General features: G+C 55.4%; 14 protein-coding genes and 1 pseudogene. 13 read left to right on the forward strand and 2 right to left on the reverse strand.

Annotated elements, in window-relative coordinates; translation table 11 throughout:
* Together AMR42_RS03755 and AMR42_RS03760 are read right to left on the reverse strand one after the other, a co-directional pair.
* Window positions 1-1,374 (reverse strand): annotated as a pseudogene (locus AMR42_RS03755) (hypothetical protein); the annotation flags it as partial.
* Window positions 1,375-1,774: 400 nt separating this feature from the next.
* Window positions 1,775-4,492, reverse strand: coding sequence for a phycobilisome rod-core linker polypeptide (locus AMR42_RS03760; protein ID WP_099532133.1), 2,718 nt, complete (start codon window positions 4,490-4,492; stop codon window positions 1,775-1,777).
* 373 nt (window positions 4,493-4,865) lie between these two features.
* Here AMR42_RS03760 and AMR42_RS03765 point away from each other — a divergent pair, with 373 nt between their 5' ends.
* From AMR42_RS03765 to AMR42_RS03830, 13 genes are all read left to right on the forward strand, one after another.
* The gene (locus AMR42_RS03765; protein ID WP_099532134.1) at window positions 4,866-6,110 is read left to right on the forward strand and encodes a bifunctional 2-polyprenyl-6-hydroxyphenol methylase/3-demethylubiquinol 3-O-methyltransferase UbiG; all 1,245 of its coding nucleotides are present in this window, start codon (window positions 4,866-4,868) and stop codon (window positions 6,108-6,110) included.
* Window positions 6,111-6,273: 163 nt separating this feature from the next.
* Window positions 6,274-6,711, forward strand: a complete 438-nt coding sequence (locus tag AMR42_RS03770) for an ATP synthase subunit I (RefSeq protein WP_234406577.1) — start codon at window positions 6,274-6,276, stop codon at window positions 6,709-6,711.
* A 26-nt stretch (window positions 6,712-6,737) separates the two neighbouring features.
* Window positions 6,738-7,511 carry a F0F1 ATP synthase subunit A gene (atpB, locus tag AMR42_RS03775; RefSeq protein WP_199291587.1) on the forward strand — a complete coding sequence of 258 codons (774 nt, stop codon included), beginning with the start codon at window positions 6,738-6,740 and terminating at the stop codon, window positions 7,509-7,511.
* A gap of 109 nt (window positions 7,512-7,620) precedes the next feature.
* Complete coding sequence (gene atpE, locus AMR42_RS03780) at window positions 7,621-7,869, forward strand: ATP synthase F0 subunit C (RefSeq protein ID WP_099532136.1); 249 nt, start codon at window positions 7,621-7,623, stop codon at window positions 7,867-7,869.
* 127 nt (window positions 7,870-7,996) lie between these two features.
* A complete protein-coding gene (locus AMR42_RS03785) occupies window positions 7,997-8,476 on the forward strand; it encodes a F0F1 ATP synthase subunit B' (protein ID WP_099532137.1) in 480 nt (159 codons plus the stop codon).
* Between the two features lie 7 nt (window positions 8,477-8,483).
* A complete protein-coding gene (locus tag AMR42_RS03790) occupies window positions 8,484-9,026 on the forward strand; it encodes a F0F1 ATP synthase subunit B (RefSeq protein ID WP_234406580.1) in 543 nt (180 codons plus the stop codon).
* A gap of 2 nt (window positions 9,027-9,028) precedes the next feature.
* The gene (atpH, locus tag AMR42_RS03795; protein WP_099532138.1) at window positions 9,029-9,583 is read left to right on the forward strand and encodes an ATP synthase F1 subunit delta; all 555 of its coding nucleotides are present in this window, start codon (window positions 9,029-9,031) and stop codon (window positions 9,581-9,583) included.
* Window positions 9,584-9,671: 88 nt separating this feature from the next.
* On the forward strand, window positions 9,672-11,189 hold the full coding sequence (atpA, locus tag AMR42_RS03800) for a F0F1 ATP synthase subunit alpha (RefSeq protein WP_099532139.1): 1,518 nt from the start codon (window positions 9,672-9,674) through the stop codon (window positions 11,187-11,189).
* 89 nt (window positions 11,190-11,278) lie between these two features.
* Window positions 11,279-12,229: a F0F1 ATP synthase subunit gamma gene (locus AMR42_RS03805; protein WP_099532140.1), complete on the forward strand. Its 951-nt coding sequence runs from the start codon at window positions 11,279-11,281 to the stop codon at window positions 12,227-12,229.
* 29 nt (window positions 12,230-12,258) lie between these two features.
* Window positions 12,259-12,582, forward strand: coding sequence for a 2Fe-2S iron-sulfur cluster-binding protein (locus AMR42_RS03810; protein WP_099532141.1), 324 nt, complete (start codon window positions 12,259-12,261; stop codon window positions 12,580-12,582).
* A gap of 450 nt (window positions 12,583-13,032) precedes the next feature.
* Entirely contained in the window at window positions 13,033-13,518 is a 486-nt protein-coding gene (apcA, locus tag AMR42_RS03820) for an allophycocyanin subunit alpha (RefSeq protein WP_099532201.1), read from the forward strand.
* 86 nt (window positions 13,519-13,604) lie between these two features.
* Window positions 13,605-14,090, forward strand: coding sequence for an allophycocyanin subunit beta (gene apcB, locus AMR42_RS03825; RefSeq protein WP_099532143.1), 486 nt, complete (start codon window positions 13,605-13,607; stop codon window positions 14,088-14,090).
* A gap of 239 nt (window positions 14,091-14,329) precedes the next feature.
* Window positions 14,330-14,533: a phycobilisome linker polypeptide gene (locus tag AMR42_RS03830; RefSeq protein WP_099532144.1), complete on the forward strand. Its 204-nt coding sequence runs from the start codon at window positions 14,330-14,332 to the stop codon at window positions 14,531-14,533.
* Window positions 14,534-14,586: the final 53 nt, after the last annotated feature.

Below are 14,586 nucleotides of genomic sequence, written 5' to 3' on the forward strand. Positions count from 1 at the left end.
GGGCAGAACAACGGGTGGCAGGGTTTCCAAAATGGAAAAGCCCTTGGGGAGTTGCAAAGCCAAGAGCTTCAGGGGTTCTGAGCTAATGTTGGTGATGCTGATGACCTGTTGGGGCCGGGCTGCGCTGTCTGTGGTGGCTGAGGGTTGGGTGAGCTGTATGGGGGCGGTGGTGTCGTCAAGGATGATTGGCCCGCCCCGATCGAGAGTCACGATCAGTCGAGGCGGCAGGGGCGGCGGTGGGGCGATCGGGCTGCTGGGGGGAAGTTCTGGGCTGGGGGCGATCGGGGCCGGAGCCACAAAAACTGGAGCAACAGGAGCCGGAGCCAAACCACCAGCCGGACTCAGGGGACTGGGGGAGCTGATGGCCCCGTCGTTATCTTCGATCTCGATCGTTTGTACCCGGCTGCCGCCGAGGGTCAAGCCACTGGTCGTTGCTTTCAGGGTAATGGTGGCGGTTTCGGTTCCTTCCACCATCGCGTCATCCATCACCGTGAAGGTGATGGAGCCGGTTGTGTTGCCGTTGGTGATGCTGATTTGGGGTTGGCTGAGCTGATAGTCTTCCGGGGTGATGTTTGCCCCGCTGACTTGGAATTCAATGGTTTGGTCACTGACAACGGCCTTGGAAGCGGTGGCCGTAACGGTGATGACGGTTCGATCGGTTTCGGTTCCTGTGTTGTGGCTGACCGAGAGATTGACGGTGGGGTTGGGTGTGCCGGTGAGGGAGAAGTCATCGATCGCCAAACCATGATCATCCCCCGTGTCATTTCGCTCCACCCAACGAAGCCAGAGGGTGTCATTGTTGGCCCAGCTCAAGCCGGACAGTGCGCCTCCAACGCCCGCAACCCGCCCCGCAACATTCCCGTCAACTATGCCAGCCGTCGTAGTTGCGACAGGCGAAGTCCAATTGAACGCGCTTCCTGGCGCTGTCCAGGTTGGAACGGTTGTGAAACTGCTACCAAAGCCATATTCCAACACCATGGTTTGCGCAGTGGCGTTTCCCCCATTTCGCCACTGTTCACCCGTAAAGGAAATTGTGAGGTGATTAATTGTCGTGCCAGTGGTGTTTTTGGCCGCAAACGCGATCCATCCGGCAATGTTTCCGCTGGCAGGACTCCCGAAATATGTACCGCCTGAGCCGATGCCGCCTAAGGCTCGATCGCTCTCTCCAATGATGCCAAAGCTATAGAAATTGCCTGTAGTGGTGTCGCCTTGGCTCGATCGATAAATTGTTAAGGCCTGGCCAGGAGTGGGCTGGCGAAACAAATACCAGCCGGGCAGCGTAGTGTTATTAGTCCAAGCTAGATCACTGTTAGAACCACTCAAATCGAGAGCGTCGAAGTTCTGACTATAGGAACCGCTAAATGAAATAGCCATTGATGCACCCTGGCTTCAAATCTTTTTAATGACGGGTTGTTTAAGTTATGAAGTCGGTAGTAATTTTATCTTGAATAGGATGGTAATTGGTATCACAAAGAACGGACTCTAGGCGAGCCACGATCATCAGTCCTATGAGTAGCCATTACCGTAGCGACCATCAACAGCGCCAAAAACGCAAAAACAAGGAGCGGAGGCCCCTTGTTTTCAACAGTTTTGAAAAACTGGCTTAAAAGGTATGTTTAATTGGGCTGATTTAAGAGTCAGCCACTCAACCAGGCTTGAAATTGAGAAGCCTACACCCGATCGCCCAGCATCAGCGAGCGATCGAATGTAGGAGCATTCACAACCTCAAATTCAACAGAATCACCTGTCAGAAAAGACCCACAGAATCCGCGCTTTAGGCACGGCTCAGGGGCGTTGCCGGCACAAAGCTCGGCACCACCACATCGCTGTTCTGTTTGGTCAGTTGGTCATACAACCGGTTGGTGTTCGGGAAGTTGGCCGCTGGCAGCGTCGGGAACCGGCGATAGGGAACCGTATCCTCACCGAAGCACTCCGCATATTCCGGCGTGTTCAGCATGGCCGACACAAAACCCTTCAGACCTTCTGTCGCCAGAATTTGGTTGTACTTGCGGATTTCCACCTGGTTCAGCGGTGCCCGACCCAAGAAATGCTTCAGACCCAGTTCGATCACCTTCGTGTTCGGATAGGGGGCATAGAATTCCTTGGTGTACAAGCGAGAGCCGCCCAATGACTCGATGAATTCCTTCATCGTGATTTCGCCATTGCCCAGCTTGCTTTCCAGCGCCGTGAACTCAGCCCGCACGATGTAAGGATCCAAGTCACGCTCAAAGACCTGACGATAGGCCGCCGCGATCGCCGTTTTCAGGGCCACCTTGTCGGTTGTGGTCGTCAGCTTGAAGGTCTTGGTTTGCTCGCGACGACGGCTCACCCCTTGGCCAGCGCGGTTGCTCGCATCCCCTTCCGTGCGGATCGAGAGCGGTTGTCCCAGCTCCACAAAGCGCGGTGCTTCCGGTTCCGGCTTGGTCAGCACGCCCTTGAAGCCCAAGTTACCCGGACGAGTCGTGCGCAGGGCTTGGCCACCCGCCGTCAGATAGCGCTCGTAGGGAACCGTATCTTCCCCAAAGGCTTCCGCATATTCCGCCGTATCGAGAATTGCATCAATCAAGGCATAGAACCCTTGCTTGGCGCAAATGTCGAAGTACTTGTTGGTTTCGTTGCGACCGTAGGTGGGGCGACCCAACAGGCGACGGTGAATATACTCCACCGCCTTCATCACGTACAACGAACTCCAGTAGGTCTTGCGGAACAAATCCGACTTGGCCAACTGACGAATGAATTCCTTGACCGTGATGTTGCCGTTTTCCAGCTTGATTTCCGCCACCGTCAGGCGCTGGCCTTCATACACATCGCGGCCAAACACTTGCAGGTAGGCAGCGCGGATGACGGCTTGGGTGGTGCTTTCCGAGAAGCGAATGCTGGCGGTCTTCACCGACTTGCCAATCCCGGGCAACTGATCCAGCTTGAACACCTTGGGCCCCATCGAGCCAGGAGCCTTGCCCACTGCACCCGGGTTGCTCAGTTGGTTCTCAATCCCGGCACCACGCTTGATCAGAATCCGGCGGGTATCCTTGCCAAAGGGCGCAGGTCGGTTCTTGGGATTGCGGGTTTCTTTCGGGAAAATTGCCCCAAACTGAATTTCCAGCGGATCATTACCAACCCCGTAGGGATGCTGATCGCGCAGGGGTTGCACATAGTCCCCAAAGGTGGTGATGAATTGGGGAACCTTGCGGAAGGGGGCGCTGTAGTTGAACAGGTCGATCTGCGGGCCCCAGTTGCGGCACTCTTGGGCTTCTTGACCCAGACCACGCAGGTAAGGCACGGTTTCTTCGCCAAAGTAATCCGCATATTCTTGCGAATCGACCAGGGCATCGACCAGGGCCGCCAAGCCGCCACTCGAGACGATCGAGAAGTACTTTTGCACTTCTTCGCGGGACGAAGGGCCACGACCCAGAATGTGACGGAAAGCGAGTTCTAGAGCACGGCTGTTGATGAACGGCTCAAAGAACTGCTTGCGGTACAGGGGCGACTTGGCCAAACGGCGGATGAATTCCTTCATGGAAATTTCGCCGTTTTTGACCTTGGATTCCAGGTCAGAAATTCCCAAGGAGTAAGCGCGGGTGATGTCGCGCTCAAACACTTGGCGATAGGCCGCTTTCACCGCATCGTTCTTTTCGGTGGCCGACAGGCCGGGCTTCATCGCGTACTTCACGCGCTTTTCAGCGGCGTTGGCGTAGATTTGCGGCAGGGCCAGACCCTGTTGATCCGCCGAAGGCCGCTGACGCACCTTGTTGGACGGTGTGGGGGCCTTGAACTCCGTTAGCAATACGTCAAAGTATTGCTTGACGATTTCCGTGGCGTTGGCATCATCGCGGAAGTAGGTGAGAGCCGCTTGCTTCATGCCCTCGATCGCCACGATCGTGGCGGCCGTGGAACAGGCGTTTTCGATGATTTCGCGCAGACCACGGGTGTTCACGGCGATGATCGTCGGGTCACCGGCCACGATCGCGTAGGTCACATAGCGCAGAAACCAGCTCATGTCCCGCAAGGACTTTTGCATGTTCCGGGGGCCATAGCGGGCAACGCTAATGGGCCGGAAGCCGGCGGGAATGGGCGCGGAGGGGGTCAAGAAAAAGTCACGCAGACCACTGAACAGGCCACCGCCGCTGCTCTTGGCTTCCACGTAGGTAACGGTGCCGAAGGTCATGCCTTCCTGCACCGTCTTGGCTACGGGGTTGGTGGTGGTGGCCATTACCGGTTCATCCGTTGGCGGCTTTTCCAAGAAAGCCAGGGGCGAACCACCGGTAAAGATCTTGTTGGCTGCTCGCGAGACGATGATTTCGGCGTTAACCGTCAGGACTTGAGCAATGGCCAGTCGTTGAGCACCGGAGCTAAAGAAAGTTTTAAGTTCGCTGAGTTCCGCTGGGGCTAGGTAGCGATCTTGTTGTTCTGCTTGGGAAATTTTAGATACGGGAACAGTGCTGTAGAGCTGCGGACGGGCAACCGAGCTTCCACCACTTGCTTTAACGCTCATGAGATTCTAATGGTCCTTTTCTAAGTCAGGTGAACGACCGTACCGGGTTCTGTGACATTGGACAGAACCTTTAGCCCTTAGCCTCAGGTTGGCTCGACGCTGGCAACCCTCAACGGCTGTCGGCGAACATGGAAGGGACGATCTCAACTCAATATGGTTGTGAATCCACCCATTAGACTAAAACGATTCTGTGCGTGGGGCGGCCTTTGTTAAGAAGTGTGTATGCTTCTCAGGCGGGCGATCGCAGGCATTGGAAGGGCAGGGGGTGCGATAGACTCGATCGCGGTGATCACCCTTGCGAGTCCTCGTTTCAGCCTCTTTTCAGCAATTCCTATATAAACAATCAACCCAATCAACCCCCTATTCAATTCCGATGGAAGCACAGCGCACCGCCCAAACCCTCGCCGCCGTCCAAAAGCTCTACGATACCTATCCGTTTCCGCCAGAACCCCTGTTGGATGAACCCCCGCCGGGCTATAACTGGCGCTGGAATTGGCAAGCGGCGCATCAGTTTTGCACGGGCAGAAAGGCGGAACGCACTGATATTCGAATTTTGGATGCGGGTTGCGGTACGGGTGTGGGCACTGAATATTTAATGCATCTGAACCCGGAAGCCAAGATCACAGCGATCGACCTGAGTTCAGAGGCGTTGGGTGTGGCTCGGGAACGGTGTCGGCGGACGGGCGATCGGGTTCGCGGAGGCGATCGCGTAGAATTCCGTCACCTCAGCCTTTACGATGCCCAGGAAATTTCCGGCAAATTTGATTGGATCAACTGCGTTGGCGTGTTGCACCACCTGCCCGATCCGGTGCGAGGCATTCAATCTCTGGCCGCCAAGCTAGCTCCCGGCGGCCTCATGCACATTTTTGTTTATGGGGAACTGGGTCGTTGGGAAATCCAGTTGATGCAGCGAGCGATCCGCCTGCTCCGTGAAAGCCCCACGGGCCCGGCAGATTCCAATCCCTATCGTGATGGTGTTCAGATTGGACGATCGCTATTTGCGGCCTTACCCGAAACCAATCGGTTGGTGCGGCGGGAACAGGAGCGCTGGTCGATGGAAAACCAGCGGGATGAGTGTTTCGCAGATATGTATGTCCATCCCCAGGAAGTGGACTACAACATCGACACCCTCTTTGAATTAATTGAGGCTTCGGGTCTGGAGTTCCTGGGCTTTTCCAACCCTGATTACTGGCAGCTCGATCGCCTCTTGGGCAGCAATCCGGAATTGATGGCGCGAGCCGAGGGCTTGAGCGATCGACAGCGCTATCGCCTGGTGGAATCGCTGGATCCCGAAGGAGCCACCCACTACGAGTTTTGGTTAGGTTGCCCGCCGGTCAATCGCCTCACCTGGGAAGACTCCAGCGCCCTGGCCGCAGCCCTGCCGAGCCTGAATCCCTGTATGGATGGCTGGCCCAGCCGTTGTCTATTCAATCAGGACTATCGGATTGTCAGCTTGGACGATGCCACTTTTCAGTTTCTCAGTGCCGTGGCTGCCAACGAAACCGCTGACCAACCCCAGTCGATCGCCCAACTCCTGAGCCAGCAGCCGGGCTTCACCCTCGAAAACGTGCGATCGTTGCTTGATCAGCGCCTGTTATTGCTGACTCCCCAACGCTAATTCAATCCCTAGCCAACCACCCGCTAAATCCGGGCGCAGTCAAAATAGCTCTCCCCAGCAACCTCGCCCATTTCCCGTGAAAAACGCGCAACACCTGCGTGGTACAATCGCACCTGGCTTAGGGCCGCCGGGCCAGCATTCAACAGCCAGGAGTTTGCAACCGATGGACTCTCCAACGGTCGAACCAGTCACCGCCATGCCGGAAGTTTCTCCCGAAGCGATCGAGGGCACTTCCGAAAACGGCGCAGCCATGGAGGAATACTACAAACTCCAACGGGAGCTATTAATCGGCTCCTTGGTTGTATCCCTGGTGATTTTTCTGTCTGTTTGGGCCACCTACAGTCTCAACACTGCCCTGAGCTATTTGCTGGGAGCGCTGGTGGGCATTGTATACCTGCGAATGCTGGCCAAAGATGTCGCTACCCTGGGTAATGGCAAACAGCAATTGAGTAAAACTCGGCTAGCACTTTTTGTAGCCATTTTTCTCATTGGTGCTCGAGTTCAGCAACTTGAACTGTTGCCAATCATCCTTGGTTTTCTGACCTATAAGGCTGCTCTAATTTTCCACACGTTGCGCGCGATCGCAAAGCCCAACCCTTAGGCTAATTGCGAGAGCAATCTCGTCAAATGCCTATGCAAAACAGCGTTGCTATGTTCGATCTTTTTTCAAACATTCCGTTCTCTCCGCTAGCAGAACTGGAAGTTGGTCAACACTTCTATTGGCACATTGGCAACTTCAAGGTACATGGGCAAGTTTTCCTTGCCTCTTGGATTGTCCTAGGGCTACTGATCGTTACTTGCATCTTGGCAACTCGTAACATTCAGCGAGTACCGTCGGGATTGCAAAACTTCATGGAATATGCCTTGGAGTTTATCCGCGACCTTACCAAAACCCAAGTGGGCGAAAAAGAATATCGAGCATGGGTTCCCTTTGTTGGCACCTTGTTCCTATTCATTTTTGTGTCGAATTGGGGTGGTGCACTCATTCCTTGGAAACTCGTTGAGTTACCGTCTGGTGAATTGGCTGCTCCTACCAACGACATCAACACAACGGTTGCCCTGGCACTGACCACATCGGTCGCCTATTTCTATGCAGGATTGAGCCGAAAAGGGTTGGGTTACTTCGCCGATTACGCGCAGCCGACCCCGATCATGGTTCCCTTCAAAATCATTGAAGACTTTACCAAGCCGCTGTCGTTAAGCTTCCGTTTGTTTGGTAATATCCTAGCGGATGAACTTGTGGTGGCTGTACTGGTCTTCCTGGTTCCCTTGTTCGTGCCCATTCCGCTGATGGTTTTGGGGCTGTTCACGAGTGCAATTCAAGCCCTGATTTTTGCAACTCTGGCGGCATCCTACATTGGTGAAGCAATGGAAGATCACCACGGCGAGCATCACGACTAACGACCCCATTTTTAGGGGTTGTGAAACGGAGTCGTGAAAGCATCAATTGGGGATTGTTTCCCTTCTAATTACAAGACTCTCAACAACAATTCAAGGACGGACTACGACAATGAATCCTACGATTGCTGCTGCTTCGGTTCTGGCTGCTGCTCTGGCTGTGGGTTTGGGTGCAATTGGCCCCGGTATCGGTCAAGGTAATGCGGCTGGTCAAGCTGTGGAAGGGATTGCTCGTCAACCGGAAGCAGAAGGCAAAATCCGTGGCACCTTGCTGTTGAGCTTGGCGTTCATGGAAGCTCTGACGATTTACGGTCTGGTGGTGGCACTGGTGCTGCTGTTCGCTAACCCCTTCGCTTCGTAAATTTGGTTTTCGGCTTTTGCGAACGAGTTTTACCTGAGGCGGCGAAAGGTGCTTGCTTGATGCGAAAGCCTTTTGCTGCCCCAACTCGCGAAAAGGGGCTGTCAACCATCTGCTGGGAGTAAGCGAAATGCTATACGCACTCGTACCAACGCTGTTGGCAGCGGAGGCAGAAGGGGGTCTGTTTGACCTTGATGCCACCCTGCCCCTGATGGCAGCGCAGTTTCTAATTTTGGCTTTGATTTTGAATGCGGTTTTGTACAAGCCCCTGGGACAAGCCATTGACCAACGGGCCGACTACATCCGTGGCAAGCAACTGGATGCACAAGAGCGCCTGGAGAAGGTGAAGTCGTTGACGGCGGACTATGAAAAGGCTTTGGCGGAGGCCCGCCGTAAGTCTCAGTCCATCGTAGCGGATGCCCAAGCGGAGGCGCAAAAACTGGCGGCTCAGACGGTGGCAGACGCACAACGACAGGCCCAATCGGAGCGGGAAGCAGCTCAACAGGAGATTGACAGTCAACGGCAGACGGCTTTGGCTGCCCTGGACGGTCAAGTGGCGGTGCTGAGCCGTCAGATTGTGCGGAAGTTGTTGGGTTTTGAGTTGGGATGAGGTTGTGATGACGAACATGTTTTTGGGTTCGATCGCCCCTCATCTGTTGGCCCATGGATCGTTCGGGATTAACACCGACATCCTGGAAACCAATGTGATCAACCTGGCGATCGTGTTGGGGGTTCTGGTCTACTTTGGTCGTGGCTTCTTGGGTAACCTGCTGGGAACCCGGAGAGCGGCGATCGAAGAGGCAATCACCGAAGCAGAAAAGGCGCAAGCGGAAGCTGTGAAAGCCTTGGAAGAGCAACAGCGCAAACTGGCTCAAGCCCAGGCGGAAGCAGAGCGAATCACTGCTGAAGCAAAGGTTGCGGCTGAGCGGACGAAGGAAGCCATTTTGGCGAAGTCCACTCAGGATGTGCAACGGATGCGCGAGGCCGCTTCCAGTGACTTGGCGGCTGAGCAAGAGCGTGTGATTACGCAATTGCGGCAGCGGGCTGTGGCCGCAGCGCTGGAGCAGGTCAACGACCAACTGCGCTCGCGCTTGAATTCGGATCAACAGCGGGATTTGGTTGATCGGAGCTTGGCCCTGATTCAAGGGGGAGGGAACTAACGATGCAAAGCAGTTCGATGATCGCCAGCATCGCCGAGCCTTACGCGCAAGCTTTGATGACCTTGGCTCAAAAGGAAAGCTTGGTGGAGCGTTTTGGCGAGGATGTGACCTACCTACGAGGTTTGCTAGCAGCCTCGGATGAGCTGGGCGCTCTCTTGGCTAACCCGTTTGTCAAGGCGGACGATAAGAAGTCTGTACTCGATCGCCTGGCGGGTGAAACTCTGCACCCGTTGACGGCGAACTTTTTGAAACTCTTGGTCGATCGCAAGCGGATTGCGCTGCTGGATTCGATCGCCCAGAAATATCAAGACCTGCTGCGCCAGTTTACGAATACGGCCTTGGCGGAAGTGACTTCTGCGGTGGAACTGACGGAAGAGCAACGCCAAAGCGCCATTGAGCGGGTGAAACAGCTCACCGGGGCCGCCAGCGTGGAACTGGTGACGAAGGTCGATACCGATTTGATCGGCGGCGTGATTATCAAAGTCGGCTCGCAAGTGGTCGATGCCAGCCTGCGTGGTCAATTGCGACGCATGGCGCTGACTTTGGGCGCGATCTAGCTCTGTTTGTGAGCAAATCCCGAGGGCCGCAACCAAGATAAGCACCCCAAACGCTGGAAACAACGTTGAAAACTAGGAGTCGCAGACCGTGATTGCAATCAGACCGGACGAAATCAGCAGCATTATTCAGCAGCAGATTGAGCAGTACGACAAGGATGTCAAGGTGGCCGACGTGGGCACCGTGCTGCAAGTGGGTGACGGGATCGCTCGTATCTATGGCCTGCAAAATGCCATGGCTGGTGAGCTGCTGGAGTTCGAGGACGGTACTGTGGGTATCGCACTGAACCTCGAAGAGAACGATGTGGGTGCTGTGTTGATGGGTGACGGCCTCAACATCCAAGAAGGCAGTACCGTTCGTGCCACCGGTAAGATCGCGGCGATTCCGGTGGGTGATGCGGTTGTGGGCCGGGTTGTGGATGCGTTGGCTCGCCCGATCGATGGCAAGGGCGACATTGCCTCCTCGGAAACCCGTCTGATCGAATCGATGGCCCCTGGGATTATCGCCCGGAAGTCCGTGTGCGAACCGATGCAAACCGGGATTACGGCAATTGACTCGATGATTCCGGTCGGGCGTGGCCAACGGGAGCTGATCATCGGTGACCGCCAAACGGGTAAGACCTCGATCGCGATCGACACGATCATCAACCAAAAGTCCGAAGATGTGATCTGCATCTACGTGGCGATCGGGCAAAAGGCCTCCTCCGTGGCCCAGGTGATCGACGTGCTGAAGGAATCGGGCGCGCTGGACTACACCATCGTGGTGGCCGCCAACGCCAACGACCCCGCCACCTTGCAATACCTGGCTCCCTACACCGGCGCTGCCATTGCCGAGTACTTCATGTACAAGGGCAAGGCCACCCTGGTGGTTTACGATGACTTGTCCAAGCAAGCCCAGGCCTATCGCCAAATGTCCTTGCTGCTGCGTCGTCCGCCCGGTCGGGAAGCTTACCCCGGCGACGTGTTCTATCTCCACAGCCGCTTGCTGGAGCGCGCCGCCAAGCTGAGCGATGAGCTGGGTGGTGGGAGCATGACGGCTCTGCCGATCATCGAAACCCAAGCCGGTGACGTGTCGGCCTACATCCCGACCAACGTGATTTCGATTACCGACGGTCAGATCTTCTTGTCCGCTGACCTGTTCAACTCGGGTCTGCGCCCGGCCGTGAACGCTGGTATCTCCGTATCCCGCGTGGGTTCGGCTGCCCAAACCAAGGCTATGAAAAAGGTAGCCGGTAAGGTGAAGCTGGAACTGGCTCAATACGATGACTTGGCTGCTTTTGCACAGTTCGCTTCCGATCTGGATAAGGCGACCCAAGATCAGTTGGCCCGTGGTCAGCGCTTGCGGGAACTGCTAAAGCAGCCCCAATACGCGCCTCTCGGTGTGGATGAACAAGTGGCGGTCATTTACGCCGGGATTAACGGCCATTTGGATGAAATTCCGGTCAACCTGATCACCAAGTTTGTGGCGGGTCTGCGGGATTACCTGAAGAATAACAAGGCTGGCTATGGTGAAGCCGTGCGCAGCACCAAGCAACTGACGGAAGAGGCGGAAACCCTGCTGAAGGAAGCGTTGACTGAGTACAAGCAAACCTTCTTGGTTGCTCAGTAATCATCGCGAATCAAGTGATCGCCTAGGGGCCTCTACCCCGGGCGATCGCGCCCCCTAGCGACTCAGGCGACTCAAAGGACTCCACAGCTATGGCAAACCTCAAGGCAATTCGCGACCGAATTCAGTCCGTTAAAAACACTAAAAAAATTACTGAAGCCATGCGCTTGGTTGCCGCCGCAAAGGTGCGCCGGGCCCAAGAGCAGGTGAACAACACCCGCCCCTTCGCCGATCGCTTAGCCCAAGTGCTCTACGGCTTGCAATCGCGCCTCAAATTTGAAGACGTAGATCTGCCACTCCTGCGGCAACGAAGCATTAAAACCGTAGGTATTTTGGTAGTTTCAGGCGATCGGGGCCTCTGTGGTGGCTACAACGGTAATGTGATCCGTCGGGCCGAGCAACGCAGCAAAGAACTGCTTGCTGAAGGGGTCAACGTCAAAATGATCGTGGTGGGTCGCAAGGCAAACCAATACTTCAGCCGCCGGGGCTACGATGTCGCGGCTGTTTATGACGGTCTAGAGCAAATCCCCAGCGCGTCGGAAGCATCGCAAATTGCAGACGAGCTGCTGTCGCTGTTCCTCTCGGAAACGGTCGATCGCGTTGAACTGGTCTACACCAAATTTGTATCGCTGATTAGCTCCCGTCCCGTAGTCCAAACCCTGCTGCCGTTGGATCCGCAAGGTTTGGAAGCTTCGGATGATGAGATCTTCCGGCTGACGACCCGTGGCGGACAATTCCAAGTGGAGCGTGAGCGGGTCGATTTGCCCACCACACCCTTGCCGCGCGACACCATCTTTGAGCAGGATCCGGTACAGATCCTGAATGCGCTCTTGCCGTTGTACCTGAACAACCAACTGCTGCGGGCCCTGCAAGAGTCCGCCGCCAGCGAGTTGGCTGCTCGGATGACTGCCATGAGCAACGCCACCGAGAATGCCAAGACCCTGATTGGCACTTTGACCTTGACTTACAACAAGGCACGGCAGGCCGCTATTACCCAAGAAATCCTGGAAGTGTGCGGTGGTGCTGAGGCGCTGCGCTCCTAGGGATTGGCTAGGGATTTGAGAGAAGAACCATGAGCACGACCTATCAGGTTGAAATTCAGCACGAAGGGCAAACCCACGTCCTGCAAGTGGCGGATGATACGCCCATTTTGACGGCGGCGGCAGCGGCGGGGCTGACGCTTCCCAGCTCTTGCAATGCGGGGGTTTGCACGACCTGTGCTGCCCGCGTAGTGGAAGGGACGATCGAGCCAGGTGACAGCATGGGCTTGAGTCCGGATTTGCGCACAAAGGGGTTTGCGCTCCTTTGTACCGCCAAGCCCCGTTCTAACCTCAAAATCCAAACCGGTTGTGAGGATGAGGTTTACGAACTGCAATTTGGTCAATTCCAAAAATAAATTTGGACTTGGGAAAACTTGGCTGTTGGGCGATCACTGGATCGCTCGATCCAAACCGAAATCTGCAAAACATCAGGCGCAAAGTCTTGACCCTAGATTTTGATTCGCCTGGTGTTTTGTCTTTTCGGCAGTTGAGCGATCGGGACAGAAATCACAGACTCGGAACGGCCCTCAAAGATTAGCTGTCTGAGGAAGGATGTTAAAAACTGTTAATCCAAGCGAGGGTCAACGGGCTTCATGCCTGAGAATAAGTGTTGATTTGCCGGGGAGGACACCGAGTGCGGTCTCAGGACTGTCGCTGGTGGATTTCGAGCTAAGGGTTAAACGACCTGGCTTAGAAAATTTCTCGTTGCTCCCGCTGCCTGAGCAATCGCAGCGATGCTAGTCGTTTCCTCGGTGGAAGCCCCAATCTCCAGTCAAAACTTTTTTCCTTTCGGAGGAGTTTATTCAATGAGTATCGTCACGAAGTCAATCGTGAATGCCGACGCTGAGGCCCGCTATCTCAGCCCCGGCGAACTGGATCGCATCAAGGCTTTCGTGTCCACCGGCGCTCAACGCCTGCGCATTGCCCAAATCCTGACCGATGCCCGTGAGCGCATCGTTAAGCAAGCCGGCGAACAACTGTTCCAAAAGCGCCCCGATGTGGTTTCGCCCGGCGGTAACGCTTACGGTGAAGAAATGACCGCAACCTGCCTGCGCGACCTGGACTACTACCTGCGTCTGGTGACCTACGGCATCGTGGCTGGCGACGTGACCCCGATCGAAGAAATCGGTTTGGTGGGTGTGCGCGAAATGTACCGCTCGCTGGGTACCCCGATCGACGGCGTGGCTGAAGGTGTGCGTGGCATGAAGGCTGCTGCTGCTGGTCTGCTGAGCGGCGAAGATGCAGCTGAAGCTTCGGCTTACTTCGATTACGTGATTGGCGGCTTGAGCTAAGACCTGGGTTCTCCCTCGCTAGCTTGACTTGCTTCGGCTTTAATGAAAGCCATTTCCTTGCAAAACCGACTTATTCAAAAACGATCATGCAAGACGCAATTACCTCCGTCATCAACTCCTCCGACGTTCAGGGCAAGTACCTCGACTCGAGCGCTCTGGATAAGCTGAAGAATTACTTCGCTACCGGCGAACTGCGCGTGCGCGCTGCTAACGCGATCGGCGCTAATGCTGCCACGATCGTCAAGGAAGCTGTTGCTAAGTCGCTGCTGTACTCCGATGTGACCCGTCCCGGCGGCAACATGTACACCACCCGTCGCTATGCTGCTTGCATCCGCGACCTGGACTACTACCTCCGCTATGCCACCTACGCTATGTTGGCTGGCGATCCTTCGATCCTCGATGAGCGCGTGCTCAACGGCCTGAAGGAAACCTACAACTCCTTGGGCGTGCCCATCGGCACCACCGTGCAAGCAATCCAAGCCATGAAGGAAGTGACCGCCGGTTTGGTGGGCTCTGACGCTGGCAAGGAAATGGGCGTGTACTTCGACTACATCTCCTCGGGCTTGAGCTAAACAACAAATGGCTTGGCTGAATTTCGACTCACCGGGTTGATGGTTGTGGTTTCCCCTGTTGGGTTGAAATGAGTGAAGCCACGGGGTCTGGGATAGTTGCTGAACGCTCAAAGTTGCATAGGCTCCGCGATCGCGTTGTCTGGTTAGCTTTGGGGGCAGCACGGCTCAGACCTCGTTGTTTAAGGACTTGGTCTGAATTTTGGTCAGATTTGTCGTTGAAGTCACAAAGGTTTCTCGCCATGCGGATGTTTAAAATTACGGCTTGCGTGCCGAGCCAAACGCGAATTCGGACGCAGCGCGAGCTGCAAAACACCTTCTTCACGAAGCTGGTTTCCTACGACAACTGGTTCAAGGAACAGCAACGCATCCAAAAGATGGGTGGCAAAATCGTGAAGGTCGAGCTGGCTACGGGCCGCCCGGGCACGAATACGGGTTTGCTGTAGATTGGCAAACTGTGAACCGCCTGATCGGTTCCTTCTGTCCTTTCGGGGTCAGG

The sequence above is a fragment of the Limnothrix sp. PR1529 genome, from assembly GCF_002742025.1.
Lineage (GTDB): Bacteria > Cyanobacteriota > Cyanobacteriia > CACIAM-69d > CACIAM-69d > CACIAM-69d.

Coding starts and splice junctions, on each gene's coding strand:
- AMR42_RS03760 (WP_099532133.1), bottom strand. CDS start 4,492: ATGAGCGTTAAAGCAAGTGGTGGAAGCTCGGTTGCCCGTCCGCAGCTC.
- AMR42_RS03765 (WP_099532134.1), top strand. CDS start 4,866: ATGGAAGCACAGCGCACCGCCCAAACCCTCGCCGCCGTCCAAAAGCTC.
- AMR42_RS03770 (WP_234406577.1), top strand. CDS start 6,274: ATGGACTCTCCAACGGTCGAACCAGTCACCGCCATGCCGGAAGTTTCT.
- atpB (WP_199291587.1), top strand. CDS start 6,738: ATGCCTATGCAAAACAGCGTTGCTATGTTCGATCTTTTTTCAAACATT.
- atpE (WP_099532136.1), top strand. CDS start 7,621: ATGAATCCTACGATTGCTGCTGCTTCGGTTCTGGCTGCTGCTCTGGCT.
- AMR42_RS03785 (WP_099532137.1), top strand. CDS start 7,997: ATGCTATACGCACTCGTACCAACGCTGTTGGCAGCGGAGGCAGAAGGG.
- AMR42_RS03790 (WP_234406580.1), top strand. CDS start 8,484: ATGACGAACATGTTTTTGGGTTCGATCGCCCCTCATCTGTTGGCCCAT.
- atpH (WP_099532138.1), top strand. CDS start 9,029: ATGCAAAGCAGTTCGATGATCGCCAGCATCGCCGAGCCTTACGCGCAA.
- AMR42_RS03805 (WP_099532140.1), top strand. CDS start 11,279: ATGGCAAACCTCAAGGCAATTCGCGACCGAATTCAGTCCGTTAAAAAC.
- AMR42_RS03810 (WP_099532141.1), top strand. CDS start 12,259: ATGAGCACGACCTATCAGGTTGAAATTCAGCACGAAGGGCAAACCCAC.
- apcA (WP_099532201.1), top strand. CDS start 13,033: ATGAGTATCGTCACGAAGTCAATCGTGAATGCCGACGCTGAGGCCCGC.
- apcB (WP_099532143.1), top strand. CDS start 13,605: ATGCAAGACGCAATTACCTCCGTCATCAACTCCTCCGACGTTCAGGGC.
- AMR42_RS03830 (WP_099532144.1), top strand. CDS start 14,330: ATGCGGATGTTTAAAATTACGGCTTGCGTGCCGAGCCAAACGCGAATT.